Source organism: Paenibacillus sp. FSL H8-0122 (assembly GCF_038005345.1).
Taxonomy (GTDB): domain Bacteria; phylum Bacillota; class Bacilli; order Paenibacillales; family Paenibacillaceae; genus Paenibacillus_AQ.
The window spans coordinates 6,676,463-6,691,629 of sequence record NZ_JBBOTB010000001.1 but is presented as its reverse complement, the minus strand read 5'-3'; the positions used below and the strand labels follow the sequence as shown (position 1 = coordinate 6,691,629).

Sequence of the window (15,167 nt, the reverse complement as noted above, 5' to 3'; positions counted from 1 at the left end):
ATAATTCATCTTCTAAGAGCAGGTTTCAAAGAGCATTTACGTACACCCATTTCCCAATTTTTCAGCTAGGAGTGAAATCATGAAAATCAGCATTCTCAAAAACGAGCTTAACGAATCCATCGGCCATGTCTCCAAGGCAATCTCCAGCAGAACAACTATCCCTATTCTGACCGGTATTAAGTTTGAGGTTAGCCATCAGGGCGTTACACTGACTGCAAGTGATACGGATATTTCCATTCAGTCCTTCATCCCTGCCGAGAATGACAGCCAGACGATCGTCAAGGTAGAGCAGCCGGGCAGCGTAGTGCTTCCCGCCAAATTTTTCGTTGAGATTATCAAGAAGCTTCCCTCCAAAGAAATTCACATGGAAGTCAAGGAAGGCTTCCAGACCTATATCTCCTCCGGCTCTACGGAGATTCAGATCGTGGGTCTTGATCCTGAAGAATTCCCGGTTCTGCCAAGCATTGAGGAGAATGAAACCATCTCCATGCCGGGTGATTTGCTGAAGAATATGATCAAGCAGACCGCCTTCTCCATCTCCACCCAAGAGACAACACCGATCCTGACAGGCATTCTGTGGAATCTGGCCGACAATGAATTCAAGTTCACGGCTACCGACCGCCACCGGCTCGCAACCAGAGCTGCCCACTTGGAAGGCACAGAGAATATCCAGTTCGCGAATATTGTCATTGCCGGCAAAACGCTGAACGAGCTGAGCAAAATTATCCCTGATCAGAATATGCTGGTGGATATTGTCGTCGCCGATAACCAGGTGCTGTTCAAAATCGACAAAGTGTTGTTCTATTCGCGGATTCTGGATGGCATTTATCCGGATACTTCTAGAATTATTCCAACCACCTACAAAACAGAACTAACTTTGGACACAAAAAAATTAAGCGAATCGATTGACCGTGCTTATTTGCTGTCCCGTGAAGAGAAAACGAACATCGTCCGGATGCAGACCCTGGAAAACGGTGATGTGGAGATCTCTTCCAGCTCCTCCGAGCTGGGGAAGGTCCGTGAAGAGCTGGAAGTTATCGATTTCAAAGGCGAGCCGCTGCGCATCTCCTTCAACTCCAAATATATGCTCGATGTGCTGAAGGTGGTGGAGAGTGAGCAGCTCGTGATCGCCTTCACCGGTATGATGAGCCCGATTATTCTCAGACCGCTCGATGAGAGCCGCAGCCTGTATGTGATTTTGCCGTACCGGACAACTAATTAACGCCCTGTCCATCAACATGTGGATAAGTGGCTGAAAGGATTAAAATCATGAAAAAAATAGTTATCCACAGTGGATACATTAAGCTCGACCAGTTCCTGAAGCTCGCTGACTGTGTATCCACAGGGGGGATGGCCAAGGCGCTGCTGCAGGAAGGGCATGTGCAGGTGAACGGAGAGGTTGAAGAACGCCGTGGCCGGAAGCTCTACCCGGGTGATAGAATAGAGGTACAGGATAACGGCGTGTTTGAAGTTGAGGGCGGCGGCGTCAAGGAGGAGTAACCCTAAGGAGGAACAGGCTCTTGTTTGTCAAAAATATCGGACTGCAGGATTACCGTAACTATGGGCTGCTGCGTCTTGAGCATCTGGGCGATGTGAATCTCATTCTCGGACAGAATGCCCAGGGCAAAACCAATCTCATGGAGGCTTTGTTTGTCCTGGCGATGACCAAAAGCCACCGGACCTCCAAGGACAAGGAGCTGATCTCCTTCGATGCCCCGTCGGGCTCTGCACAGATTGTTGCTGAAGTAGAGCGCAAATACGGGGATCTTAAGCTGGAGCTGACCCTGTCCCCGCAGGGCAAGAAGGCCAGAATTAACGGACTGGAGCAACGGCGGCTCAGTGAATTCGTAGGCTCGCTGAATGTTGTAATGTTCGCCCCGGAGGATCTGGAGATTGTTAAAGGCACCCCGGGCATCCGGCGCCGGTTCCTTGACATGGAGATTGGCCAGGTTCAGCCGAGCTACCTGTTTCATCTGCAGCAATACCAGAAAATCCTCCTCCAGCGGGGCAATTTGCTGAAGCAGTTATGGGGCAAGGAGGCTGGCGGCCGGGAGCTTCTGGACATCTGGGATGCCCAACTTGTAGAACATGGTGTTAAAATCGTCAAAAAAAGGAAACAATTCATAAAGAAGCTGCAGATATGGGCAGAAAGCATCCACCGGGGCATCACAAACGGCGGAGAAGAGCTCAAGCTGCTCTATGTCCCCTCGTTTGGTGAGCGTGAAGAGGAAGATGAAGCTGTCTTATTGGACAAATTTATGTTAAAGTTATCACAAACAAGAGATCAGGAAATCAGGCGCGGCATGACGCTGACGGGTCCCCATCGGGATGACCTGTCCTTTTTTATCAACGGAAGAGAAGCTCAGGTCTACGGTTCCCAAGGGCAGCAACGTACGGCAGCTTTATCGCTCAAGCTGGCGGAAATTGAACTGATCCATGAGGAGATCGGAGAATACCCTGTGCTGCTTCTTGATGATGTTTTGTCCGAACTTGATCCCTATCGTCAGACCCAGCTTATTGAAACCTTTCAGAGCAAGGTGCAGACCTTCATCACTGCCACCGGTGTTGAGGGACTGAATGCTGATAAACTAAAGGGTGCAATCCTGTATCATGTTCATGGCGGCAAAGTGGGGTTATAAAGAGCGGAGGAAGACCATGTATATTCATTTGGGCGGAGAAAAAATTATTCGATCCTCAGAGCTGATTGCTATATTTGATATATCGATTGAGAAATCCTCCAAGGTATCGAAGCAGTTTATGACTCATTCCCAGCAGGATAAGAAGCTGGAACGCATTGGTGAAGAGGAAGCGAAGTCTATTGTCGTGACCAGGAATACTGTCTACTACTCCCCGATCTCCTCCTCCACTCTCAAAAAAAGAGCCAAGATCTTGTTAGAAATATAAGTTTCGTAAGTTACAAGAGATAATCTGAAAGAAGTAGGTGAAGGCATGTCAATGAATCAACCGACATATGATGAGAGCCAGATTCAGGTACTGGAAGGGCTGGAAGCAGTTCGGAAACGTCCCGGCATGTACATTGGCTCCACCAGCTCCAAAGGTCTGCATCATTTGGTCTGGGAGGTTGTCGATAATAGTATCGATGAGGCGCTGGCAGGTTTTTGCGACCGGATTCAAGTCATAATTACTGAAAATAATAGTGTGACTGTTATTGACAACGGGCGAGGAATTCCTGTCGGTGAGAACGTCAAGCTGAAGAAGTCCACGCTTGAAGTGGTCATGACTGTCCTGCATGCAGGCGGTAAGTTCGGCGGCGGGGGTTACAAGGTGTCCGGCGGTCTTCACGGCGTAGGGATCTCTGTGGTTAACGCCTTGTCCGAGAAGGTAGTTGTCACTGTCAAACGTGACGGGCATGTCTACCAGCAGGAGTACAACCGCGGCGTGCCGCAATATGACATCAGAGTGATCGGGGATACAGAGGAGACGGGGACCACCACCACCTTCCACCCGGACCCGGATATTTTTACCGAAACCACTACTTTTGAATACTCCACGCTCCTTACCCGTATCCGAGAGCTGGCCTTCCTGAACAAGGGCATTGAGCTGTCACTGCTGGATGAACGGACCGGAGTCAACAATACGTTCAAGTATGAAGGCGGTATTGTGGAGTATGTGAAATACCTTAACGAGAAAAAAGAAGCTCTTCATGAGGAACCGATCTACGTGGAAGGCTCACGGGATATGATCGCGGTTGAAGTAGCTCTCCAATATAACGATTCATATACAGAGAATATCTATTCGTTCGCCAACAATATCAATACCCACGAGGGCGGAACGCATGAATCCGGCTTCAAGAGCGCTTTGACGCGGATCATTAATGATTACGCACGCAAGGCCGGCGTGATCAAGGATAGCAGCCAGAATCTGACCGGGGACGATGTCCGTGAAGGTCTGACGGCGATTATTTCCGTCAAAATCCCTGAGCCGCAGTTCGAAGGCCAAACCAAGACCAAGCTCGGCAACAGTGAAGTCCGCGGGATTGTAGAATCACTGTTCGGCGAGAAGCTGCAGGAGTTCCTGGAAGAGAACCCTGCCGTCTCACGTAAGGTGCTGGAGAAGTCATTGCAGGCTTCCCGTGCCCGTGAAGCGGCCAAAAAGGCCCGTGAGCTGACCCGCCGCAAAAGTGCGCTTGAAGTCAGCGCCCTGCCGGGTAAGCTGGCAGACTGCTCCTCCAAGGATGCGTCCATCAGTGAGCTGTACATCGTCGAAGGTGACTCGGCCGGAGGATCTGCCAAGCAGGGCCGGGACCGTCACTTCCAGGCTATCCTGCCGCTGCGCGGCAAGATCCTGAACGTGGAGAAGGCCCGGCTGGACCGGATCTTGTCCAATGCGGAAATCCGGGCGATTATCACCGCACTGGGAACCGGGATCAGTGATGATTTCGACCTCTCGAAGGCGCGTTACCACAAGGTTGTCATCATGACCGATGCGGACGTCGACGGCGCCCATATCCGAACACTGCTGCTGACCTTCTTCTACCGCTACATGCGGAAGATTGTTGACGCAGGGTATATCTATATCGCCCAGCCGCCGCTCTTCAAGATCGAGCGCAACAAGGTTGTGCGCTATGCACAGACCGAGAAGGAGCGCGATGAGATCATTGCTGCCTTCGGTGAGAACGTGAAGGTTAACGTTCAGCGCTACAAAGGTCTGGGTGAGATGAACGCCGCTCAGCTGTGGGACACGACGATGGACCCTGAGAGCCGCACCATGCTGCAGGTGACCATTGAGGATGCCATGCTGGCGGACAGCATCTTTGATACCCTGATGGGTGACAATGTCGAACCGCGCCGTGAATTCATTCAGGAGCATGCGCAATCGGTTAAGAACCTGGATATTTAAGCCGCACATAGCGAACCTCCGGATTATCCCTTGCGGATGAAGCCGGAGGTTTTTTAGTAATCAAGAGGGGGATATAGCCTGCCGCTTGAATACATAGAGCTAGAAGTTTGATATTCGCTTGCGGCGGCTGGTCACGGACTTCCGGTTAGGCTTCAACCGTCCATAGGCCACAGCGTAACGGTGGATTCTGCGGTAAATTGCTTTGTTCTTGAACAATTTGAAGACAATGATGGAGGGTAAGGTGTTTACTTCAAGCAGCCATAGATCGTGATGCTGGTCGATAGCTACATCAAGCCCCAGCTCCTTAAGGCCTGGATAAGCCGTTTCGAGCTGCGCGCCGATTCGGACGCCCAGCGATTTGAGCTGCTGGGTAGTCGCAGACATTTCGTCAGAGGTCATATGCTCCTTGAACAGGGCATCTACCGGAAAAACACTGCCCCCGCTGTGATAATTCGTGATCACCTTCTGCGGTGCGGCGACCCGGCCAAGCATGCCTGTAGTCTCCCAGCTGCCCTGGGGATTCTTTTGGGTAAGCACCCGCAGGTCGAAGGGGCGCTCCTGATGCTGCAGCAGATCAATGCCCTGCTGGACCAGATAGCTGCGGTCTTTAATCCGCGGCACCAGTGCGGCATGAAGCTCTTCAGGGTTATTAAAGACCTCGGCGTCCTTCGCATACCTGAGAATATACATCAGCTTCGGCTCTGCCGATACTTCTGCTTCAATGTCTGCAGCTGCTGTCTCCGGTTCACGGGTCTCCGGCTGCTGCCCGCTGGGACTTAAGTGTACAACCCTCTGCTCGGCTCTCATCACTCCGCTGCCATAGGTGCCGCGGTCGGGCTTTATATATACCGTGCCATGCAGATGCAGCATTTCTTTCAGATCCTCCAGGCCGTATTTGCGCGTTTCCGGAATATAGACCGATAGCTGACGGTTTTGCAGAATGACTTTCGTTTTTGCCCATTTGCTGGACACGCGTTGAATCTTCATGTTCTGCCTCCGTTTCTTTACGCATAGCGAATTTTCAGGACAAGCAAACAAAAAAATGTTATAATATAAGGATATGAGATTATGCTTTTTGGGACGAAAACAGGGGCATGAAGCCAATTCTCTTGTCTCTACAGTCTATGTACTGAAGACAGCAGCGGAGAGGGCGTATACCCTTATCCGTACTAAAAGAAAATCAATATAGACGATAACAGGCTATCATGTTTAATTGTGCTGGTTTTGTGAAAGTAATATAATATAGGGTAGCGGTTTTTAACTGAAGGAGGTCCACCAACTCATGGCTGAACAAAATAACCCGCAAGTCAAAGATCGGGACATTGGCGTGGAAATGCGCGAATCCTTTATGGATTACGCAATGAGCATCATTGTAAGCCGGGCTTTGCCGGATGTGCGGGATGGACTTAAGCCTGTTCACCGACGCATTTTGTTTGCGATGTCGGAACTTGGTATGTCCTCGGATAAGCCACATAAGAAGTCAGCTAGAATCGTCGGTGAGGTTATCGGTAAGTATCACCCACACGGTGACTCAGCAGTCTATGAAACAATGGTACGTATGGCACAGGACTTCTCCATGCGCTATATGCTTGTAGACGGTCATGGTAACTTCGGTTCCATAGACGGAGACATGGCGGCTGCAATGCGTTATACAGAAGCACGTTTGTCCAAAATTGCCGGAGAAATGCTCCGTGACCTGAACAAGGAGACCGTTGACTTCGCGCCCAACTATGATGGTGAAGAGAACGAGCCTGTAGTCTTGCCGGCACGTTATCCCAATCTGCTGGTCAATGGTGTAGGCGGGATTGCGGTGGGGATGGCAACCAACATTCCTCCGCATAACCTCGGTGAGGTTATTGACGGTGTGCAGGCGATGATCAAGAATCCTGATATTACGCCTATGGAGCTTATGGAATATATTCAAGGCCCGGATTTCCCGACGGCCGGATATATTCTGGGCCGTGAAGGCATCCGTCAGGCCTACCGTACTGGACGCGGATCGGTTACCATGCGTGCCAAAGCGGTCATTGAAGAGAATAACGGCAAGGCCCGGATTATTGTGCATGAGCTTCCTTACCAGGTCAACAAAGCCCGGCTCGTGGAGAAGATTGCGGAGCTGGTGCGTGAGAAGCGCATCGAGGGCATTACGGATCTGCGTGATGAGTCTGACCGTAACGGAATGCGCGTAGTGGTTGAAATGAGACGGGATGTGAATCCGAGTGTTGTACTCAACAATCTCTACAAGCATACTTCTATGCAGTCCACTTTCGGGATCAACATGCTGGCTATTGTCAACAATGAACCGAAGATTCTGAATCTGCGCGATGTGTTGTATCACTATCTGCAGCATCAGATCGAAGTCATCCGCCGCCGGACGATCTTCGACCTTAAGAAGGCGGAGGCACGGGCGCATATTCTGGAAGGTCTGCGTATTGCCCTGGATCATCTGGATGAGGTCATTGCCCTGATCCGCGCCTCACGCACTACCGACATTGCCCGGGAAGGTCTGATGGAGACCTTCAGTCTAAGCGTAGAGCAGGCCCAGGCGATCCTCGATATGCGGATGCAGCGCCTGACCGGTCTGGAACGCGAGAAGATCGAGAACGAATATAACGAGCTTTTGGCCAAAATTGCCGAATACCGTGAGATTCTGGCCAATGAGCATCTTGTGCTGGATATTATCAGCAATGAACTGCAGGAGATCCAGGATAAGTACTCCGATGACCGCCGTACAGAAATTACGGTTGGGGAAGAAAGCATCCTCGACGAGGATCTGATTCCGCGTGAAGAGGTTGTTATCACGATTACCCACACCGGTTACATCAAACGTCTTCCGGTCAACACCTACCGCAGCCAGAAGCGCGGCGGACGCGGTGTCATCGGGATGGACACCAAGGACCAGGACTTTGTGGAGCATCTCTTCGTGAGTAACTCCCATAACTACCTGATGTTCTTCACTGATAAGGGTAAAGTGTACCGGATTAAGGCTTATGAGATTCCGGAGCTTGGACGGACTGCTCGGGGAACGCCGATCATCAACCTGATTCAAATTGAGCAGGGTGAGAAGATCAGCGCGGTCATCCAGGTAGAGGAAGCGGACAGTGACAAGTACCTGTTCTTCGCTACCCGCGAGGGAATTGTGAAGAAGACGCCTCTGGAAGATTACAACAACATCCGTAAGGGTGGCCTGATTGCAATCAATCTCCGTGAGGAGGATTCACTGATTGAGGTGAAGCTGACAGACGGTGAGCAGAATCTGATTATCGGTACTGCACGCGGAATGTCGATTACCTTCTCGGAGAATGATGTGCGTTCCATGGGCCGCAGCGCTACCGGGGTTAAGGGGATCACGCTTGATTCCAATGACCATGTTATTGGCATGGACTGCGTAGACCAGGAGCTTGAGGTGCTGATCGTAACCACCAAGGGCTATGGTAAGCGGACACCTGCTGCTGACTACCGGTCCCAGACCCGCGGCGGTAAAGGCATCAAGACCATTAACCTTACGGATAAGAACGGGCCGGTTGTCGGGCTGAAGGTCGTCAAGCAGGACGAGGACCTGATGATTATTACGACCAGCGGTACCCTGATCCGTACCAGCATGGACGGAATATCCACCATGGGCCGTTATGCGCAGGGCGTTAAGCTGATTAATATCCGTGAGGATGATGCTGTAGCTACACTGTGCAGAGCGGACAAAGAGGATGAAGAGCTGTCTGAGCATGAGGATGGCGAAGACATTCAAGGAGCTCCTGTAGAAGGCGAAGGCGAGATTGAAGCTAGCCAGCCTGAAGCGGATGACTTGAACGAAGACGACAGCCTCGAATAAGGATTGCAGGAGAGCATGGGTTTCTGATGTATAGAAATCCATGCTCTTTTTTTAAAAGATTTATATGTTTTGGGGCCCCCGCAAAGTACCTGAGTTATCTTCGAAGCTAAAGCCTCACTTTGTGGGGTTATTTTATACCTTATCAACTGATGAACGGGGAATTCTCTATCTAGCCGCTTCCCGTGTTCCATACTATAATTAGAGAATTACAGGTGTCACCGACATAAAGGGGCTTAGGCTAATGCCAAACATATCCGTTGGAGAGATTAAAGCGGGTTCAAAGATTATAAAGGATGTAATTACTCCTTTAGGGGGAGTATTATTCGGAAAGGGGAAGATCATTCTCCCCCGGGATATTGAAATTTTGCAGGCTTTTTTGATCGGACAGGTCGAGATTGAAGGGGCGCATGGGGAAGACAAACCGGCAGAGAGCGCTAAACCGGCAGTGAAGCAGCAAGCGGCCAAGGCAGGTGCTCTAATTAATGAGTCGGTGCTGTCCAAGAGTAATTCTCCTCTTCACGATGAGTATGAGAAAATGCTGGTGCTTATCAAGCAAAGCTACCGCGCAGCGGCCGCTGCGGCGTTGCCGATCTTCGAACTGCGGAGTCAGCTGGAGCTGCTGATTACCCATTTGAAGGATTACCATGTCTTAAAGTTTGCGCCGCGTGTGCTGATTGACCAGGAATATAACTATCATAATGCGGTCTTGTCTGCCCTGACCTCCTATCGAATTGCCCAGTGGTGCGGATATCCGCAGAAGGACTGGATGCAGGCTGCTTTTGCCGGCTTGCTGCACGATATAGGTAACATTAAGGTAGACGAAGCGCTGCTGCAGAAGCCAACCCCTCTAAGCGGTGCAGAGATTGATGAGGTACGCAGGCACACTACATACGGTTATCAGCTGCTGCGCAATGTTACAGCCATTAACGAAGGGGTTAGACTCGCCGCCTTGCAGCACCATGAGAAGATAGACGGTTCAGGGTACCCGCTTAGGCTGGATGGCAGCCAGATTCATTTCTACGCCAAGATTGTGGCAGTCGCCGATATCTTCCATGCCATGACGCTGGGAAAAGCCTACAGAAAGGCACAGTCGCCTTATCTGGTATTGGAGCAGCTGCAGAAGGAGAGCTTCGGGAAGCTCGATCCGGTAATCGTACAGACCTTCATTCAAAAGACGACAGACCTATACAACGGTACACGGATACGGCTCAGCGATGGGCGTCATGGGGAAATCATCTTTACTGACCGTAACAACCCGACAAGACCCATGGTTCAGGTTGAAGGAAACATCGTTAATCTCATCAATGAACGGGAGCTGCATATTCAGGAGATTATTGCTTAAGCACACGGACAAAGGAGTAGAGCTATGCTAACTTGCTTGCCGGGCTATGGCTGGTTAGAAGAAGCGTAGCTTTTAGATAATGAGTATGAAATAATGCTTGCAATGAATCTCTATCCGTGATATATTCTATTTCTGGCCGCGAAACATCAACGCCGAGCTCGAACAAGAAGTTAAAAAAAGAGCTTGCATTGATCGGCTGGATGTGATATATTATAAGAGTTGCTGGTGACGATAACATCGCCGCTAACAACGAGCTTGATCTTTGAAAACTGAACAACGAGTGAGTATCTGGAGATCACTTCGGTGAGATCCAAAATTAGAGAATGTAAATTCTCGTCAGATGTTTCAAAATGAGCAATCGCTCTTTCTAAATACCAATTTGGAGAGTTTGATCCTGGCTCAGGACGAACGCTGGCGGCGTGCCTAATACATGCAAGTCGAGCGGAGTCTGAAAGGAAGCTTGCTTCCTTTCAGACTTAGCGGCGGACGGGTGAGTAACACGTAGGCAACCTGCCCTCAAGCCTGGGATAACTACCGGAAACGGTAGCTAATACCGGATAATTTCTTTCTTCTCCTGAGGAGAGAATGAAAGGCGGAGCAATCTGCTGCTTGGGGATGGGCCTGCGGCGCATTAGCTAGTTGGTGGGGTAACGGCCCACCAAGGCGACGATGCGTAGCCGACCTGAGAGGGTGAACGGCCACACTGGGACTGAGACACGGCCCAGACTCCTACGGGAGGCAGCAGTAGGGAATCTTCCGCAATGGGCGCAAGCCTGACGGAGCAACGCCGCGTGAGTGATGAAGGTTTTCGGATCGTAAAGCTCTGTTGCCAGGGAAGAACGTCCGGTAGAGTAACTGCTACCGGAGTGACGGTACCTGAGAAGAAAGCCCCGGCTAACTACGTGCCAGCAGCCGCGGTAATACGTAGGGGGCAAGCGTTGTCCGGAATTATTGGGCGTAAAGCGCGCGCAGGCGGTTATTTAAGTCTGGTGTTTAAACCTTGGGCTCAACCTGAGGTCGCACTGGAAACTGGGTGACTTGAGTACAGAAGAGGAAAGTGGAATTCCACGTGTAGCGGTGAAATGCGTAGATATGTGGAGGAACACCAGTGGCGAAGGCGACTTTCTGGGCTGTAACTGACGCTGAGGCGCGAAAGCGTGGGGAGCAAACAGGATTAGATACCCTGGTAGTCCACGCCGTAAACGATGAGTGCTAGGTGTTAGGGGTTTCGATACCCTTGGTGCCGAAGTTAACACAGTAAGCACTCCGCCTGGGGAGTACGGTCGCAAGACTGAAACTCAAAGGAATTGACGGGGACCCGCACAAGCAGTGGAGTATGTGGTTTAATTCGAAGCAACGCGAAGAACCTTACCAGGTCTTGACATCCAACTAACGAAGCAGAGATGCATCAGGTGCCCTTCGGGGAAAGTTGAGACAGGTGGTGCATGGTTGTCGTCAGCTCGTGTCGTGAGATGTTGGGTTAAGTCCCGCAACGAGCGCAACCCTTGACTTTAGTTGCCAGCAGGTAAAGCTGGGCACTCTAGAGTGACTGCCGGTGACAAACCGGAGGAAGGTGGGGATGACGTCAAATCATCATGCCCCTTATGACCTGGGCTACACACGTACTACAATGGCCGGTACAACGGGAAGCGAAGCCGCGAGGTGGAGCCAATCCCAGCAAAGCCGGTCTCAGTTCGGATTGCAGGCTGCAACTCGCCTGCATGAAGTCGGAATTGCTAGTAATCGCGGATCAGCATGCCGCGGTGAATACGTTCCCGGGTCTTGTACACACCGCCCGTCACACCACGAGAGTTTACAACACCCGAAGTCGGTGGGGTAACCCGCAAGGGAGCCAGCCGCCGAAGGTGGGGTAGATGATTGGGGTGAAGTCGTAACAAGGTAGCCGTATCGGAAGGTGCGGCTGGATCACCTCCTTTCTATGGAGAATCGTTTCCTGCAACGGAAACATTCAAATCGGAAGCTCAGCTTCCACCAAAGAACCCTTGGGTTCGAATACTCACTCGTTGGTCAGTTTTGAGAGTTTAAGCTCTCATCTTTACCTTGATCCTTGAAAACTGGATACCGAAACGAATTTGCGTTTTAGAACATCTTTTAGCTGAAACTTGTGTAAGCAAGTTGAAATAGTTATTAGTTGCTACAAAGTGAAGGTATTGGATTGTGAAAACAAGCCAAATGCCGGAACGTTGGTTAAGCTACTAAGAGCACACGGAGGATGCCTAGGCGCCAGGAGCCGACGAAGGACGTGGCGAACAACGAAACTGCCTCGGGGAGCTGTAAGCAAGCTTTGATCCGGGGGTGTCCGAATGGGGAAACCCAGCTGTGGTAATTCGCAGTTACTCGTATCTGAATACATAGGATACGCAGAGGCAGACCAGGGGAACTGAAACATCTAAGTACCCTGAGGAAGAGAAAACAATAGTGATTCCGTCAGTAGCGGCGAGCGAACGCGGAACAGCCTAAACCAAGGGGCTTGCCTCTTGGGGTTGTGGGACGTCTCACATGGAGTTACAAAGGAATTCAGTAGGTGAAGAGGTCTGGAAAGGCCCGCGATAGAGGTAAAAGCCCTGTAGCCCAAACTGTGTTCTCTCCGAGACGGATCCCGAGTAGTGCGGGGCACGTGAAACCCCGTATGAATCCAGCAGGACCATCTGCTAAGGCTAAATACTACCTGGCGACCGATAGTGAAACAGTACCGTGAGGGAAAGGTGAAAAGCACCCCGGAAGGGGAGTGAAATAGAACCTGAAACCGTGTGCTTACAAAAAGTCAGAGCCCTTTTTATGGGTGATGGCGTGCCTTTTGTAGAATGAACCGGCGAGTTACGTTTAACATGCAAGGTTAAGGTGAGAAGCCGGAGCCGCAGCGAAAGCGAGTCTGAATAGGGCGATTTAGTATGTGGACGTAGACCCGAAACCGTGTGATCTACCCCTGTCCAGGGTGAAGGTGCGGTAACACGCACTGGAGGCCCGAACCCACGCATGTTGAAAAATGCGGGGATGAGGTGGGGGTAGCGGAGAAATTCCAATCGAACTCGGAGATAGCTGGTTCTCCCCGAAATAGCTTTAGGGCTAGCCTCGGTGAATGGAGTGGTGGAGGTAGAGCACTGATTGGGTGCGGGGCCCGCAAGGGTTACCAAGCTCAGTCAAACTCCGAATGCCATTTACTTCTTGCCGGGAGTCAGACAGTGAGTGCTAAGATCCATTGTCAAAAGGGAAACAGCCCAGACCATCAGCTAAGGTCCCCAAGTGTGTGTTAAGTGGGAAAGGATGTGGAGTTGCACAGACAACCAGGATGTTGGCTTAGAAGCAGCCACCATTGAAAGAGTGCGTAATAGCTCACTGGTCGAGTGACTCTGCGCCGAAAATGTAACGGGGCTAAACACACCACCGAAGCTATGGCTAGATGCGTTGCATCTGGGGTAGGGGAGCGTTGTATATACGTTGAAGGTGTACCGTAAGGAGCGCTGGAGAGTATACAAGTGAGAATGCCGGTATGAGTAACGAAAAGATCAGTGAGAATCTGATCCGCCGAAAGCCCAAGGTTTCCTGAGGAAGGCTCGTCCGCTCAGGGTAAGTCGGGACCTAAGGCGAGGCCGACAGGCGTAGTCGAAGGACAACAGTTTGAAATTACTGTACCACCGTAATCCGCTATGAGCGATGGGGTGACGCAGGAGGGTAGTGACGCGGACTGATGGATGTCCGTCTAAGCAGTGAGGCTGGTGTGCAGGCAAATCCGCACATCGTAAGGCTGGGCTGTGATGGGGAGCGAAAATTACAGTAGCGAAGGTCATGATCTCACACTGCCAAGAAAAGCCTCTAGTCAGGAGAAGGTGCCCGTACCGCAAACCGACACAGGTAGGCGAGAAGAGAATTCTAAGGCGCGCGGAAGAACTCTCGTTAAGGAACTCGGCAAAATGACCCCGTAACTTCGGGAGAAGGGGTGCCTCGGTAGGGTGAATAGCCCGAGGGGGCCGCAGTGAAAAGGCCCAAGCGACTGTTTAGCAAAAACACAGGTCTGTGCGAAGCCGCAAGGCGAAGTATACGGGCTGACGCCTGCCCGGTGCTGGAAGGTTAAGGGGAGCGGTTAGGAGCAATCCGAAGCTGTGAACCGAAGCCCCAGTAAACGGCGGCCGTAACTATAACGGTCCTAAGGTAGCGAAATTCCTTGTCAGGTAAATTCTGACCCGCACGAATGGCGTAACGACTTGGGCGCTGTCTCAACGAGAGATCCGGTGAAATTTTAATACCTGTGAAGATGCAGGTTACCCGCGACAAGACGGAAAGACCCCATGGAGCTTTACTGCAGCTTGATATTGAATTTGGGTACGATCTGTACAGGATAGGTGGGAGCCGGTGAGGCAGGAGCGCAAGCTTCTGCGGAGGCGCCGTTGGGATACCACCCTGATCGTATCTAGGTTCTAACCTGGTACCCTTAGCGGGTACGGGGACCGTGTCAGGCGGGCAGTTTGACTGGGGCGGTCGCCTCCTAAAGAGTAACGGAGGCGTTCAAAGGTTCCCTCAGAATGGTTGGAAATCATTCGCAGAGTGCAAAGGCATAAGGGAGCTTGACTGCGAGACCTACAAGTCGAGCAGGGACGAAAGTCGGACTTAGTGATCCGGTGGTACCGCATGGAAGGGCCATCGCTCAACGGATAAAAGCTACCCTGGGGATAACAGGCTTATCTCCCCCAAGAGTCCACATCGACGGGGAGGTTTGGCACCTCGATGTCGGCTCATCGCATCCTGGGGCTGAAGTAGGTCCCAAGGGTTGGGCTGTTCGCCCATTAAAGCGGTACGCGAGCTGGGTTCAGAACGTCGTGAGACAGTTCGGTCCCTATCTGTCGTGGGCGCAGGAAATTTGAGAGGAGCTGTCCTTAGTACGAGAGGACCGGGATGGACGTACCGCTGGTGCATCAGTTGTTCCGCCAGGAGCATGGCTGAGTAGCTACGTACGGACGGGATAAGCGCTGAAAGCATCTAAGCGTGAAGCCCCCCTCAAGATGAGATTTCCCAGTATGTAAGACCCCTTGAAGACGACGAGGTAGATAGGTTGGAGGTGGAAGTGCAGTAATGCATGGAGCTGACCAATACTAATCGGTCGAGGGCTTATCCAAATTT

Annotated in this window: 8 protein-coding genes and 2 rRNA genes; 9 read left to right on the top strand and 1 reads right to left on the bottom strand. The window is 51.3% G+C overall.

The window, feature by feature from the left end:
- The first annotated feature begins 79 nt into the window (after positions 1 to 79).
- The 5 genes from dnaN to gyrB are packed head-to-tail and all read left to right on the top strand — an operon-like array spanning position 80 to position 4,860.
- Positions 80 to 1,222, top strand: coding sequence for a DNA polymerase III subunit beta (gene dnaN / locus NSS64_RS28635; RefSeq protein WP_036728067.1), 1,143 nt, complete (start codon positions 80 to 82; stop codon positions 1,220 to 1,222).
- A gap of 47 nt (positions 1,223 to 1,269) precedes the next feature.
- Complete coding sequence (yaaA, locus tag NSS64_RS28630) at positions 1,270 to 1,500, top strand: S4 domain-containing protein YaaA (RefSeq protein ID WP_340945799.1); 231 nt, start codon at positions 1,270 to 1,272, stop codon at positions 1,498 to 1,500.
- 20 nt (positions 1,501 to 1,520) lie between these two features.
- The gene (recF, locus tag NSS64_RS28625) at positions 1,521 to 2,639 is read left to right on the top strand and encodes a DNA replication/repair protein RecF (RefSeq protein WP_340945796.1); all 1,119 of its coding nucleotides are present in this window, start codon (positions 1,521 to 1,523) and stop codon (positions 2,637 to 2,639) included.
- A 16-nt stretch (positions 2,640 to 2,655) separates the two neighbouring features.
- Positions 2,656 to 2,904: an extracellular matrix regulator RemB gene (gene remB / locus NSS64_RS28620; RefSeq protein ID WP_036728071.1), complete on the top strand. Its 249-nt coding sequence runs from the start codon at positions 2,656 to 2,658 to the stop codon at positions 2,902 to 2,904.
- A gap of 45 nt (positions 2,905 to 2,949) precedes the next feature.
- Positions 2,950 to 4,860, top strand: a complete 1,911-nt coding sequence (gene gyrB / locus NSS64_RS28615) for a DNA topoisomerase (ATP-hydrolyzing) subunit B (RefSeq protein ID WP_036728073.1) — start codon at positions 2,950 to 2,952, stop codon at positions 4,858 to 4,860.
- A 99-nt stretch (positions 4,861 to 4,959) separates the two neighbouring features.
- Here gyrB and NSS64_RS28610 read toward each other — a convergent pair whose 3' ends face one another.
- Positions 4,960 to 5,847 carry a YheC/YheD family protein gene (locus NSS64_RS28610; RefSeq protein ID WP_341142305.1) on the bottom strand — a complete coding sequence of 296 codons (888 nt, stop codon included), beginning with the start codon at positions 5,845 to 5,847 and terminating at the stop codon, positions 4,960 to 4,962.
- Between the two features lie 295 nt (positions 5,848 to 6,142).
- On the opposite strand from NSS64_RS28610, the gene gyrA reads away from it, so the two are divergent.
- The 4 genes from gyrA to NSS64_RS28590 all read left to right on the top strand — a co-directional run bounded on the left by gyrA (position 6,143) and on the right by NSS64_RS28590 (position 15,163).
- A complete protein-coding gene (gene gyrA, locus NSS64_RS28605; RefSeq protein WP_341142304.1) occupies positions 6,143 to 8,689 on the top strand; it encodes a DNA gyrase subunit A in 2,547 nt (848 codons plus the stop codon).
- A gap of 241 nt (positions 8,690 to 8,930) precedes the next feature.
- Positions 8,931 to 10,031, top strand: coding sequence for an HD-GYP domain-containing protein (locus tag NSS64_RS28600; protein WP_341142303.1), 1,101 nt, complete (start codon positions 8,931 to 8,933; stop codon positions 10,029 to 10,031).
- A 376-nt stretch (positions 10,032 to 10,407) separates the two neighbouring features.
- Positions 10,408 to 11,968, top strand: a 16S ribosomal RNA gene (locus tag NSS64_RS28595).
- A gap of 269 nt (positions 11,969 to 12,237) precedes the next feature.
- Positions 12,238 to 15,163, top strand: a 23S ribosomal RNA gene (locus tag NSS64_RS28590).
- Together the 16S and 23S rRNA genes form the textbook arrangement of a ribosomal RNA operon.
- Positions 15,164 to 15,167: the final 4 nt, after the last annotated feature.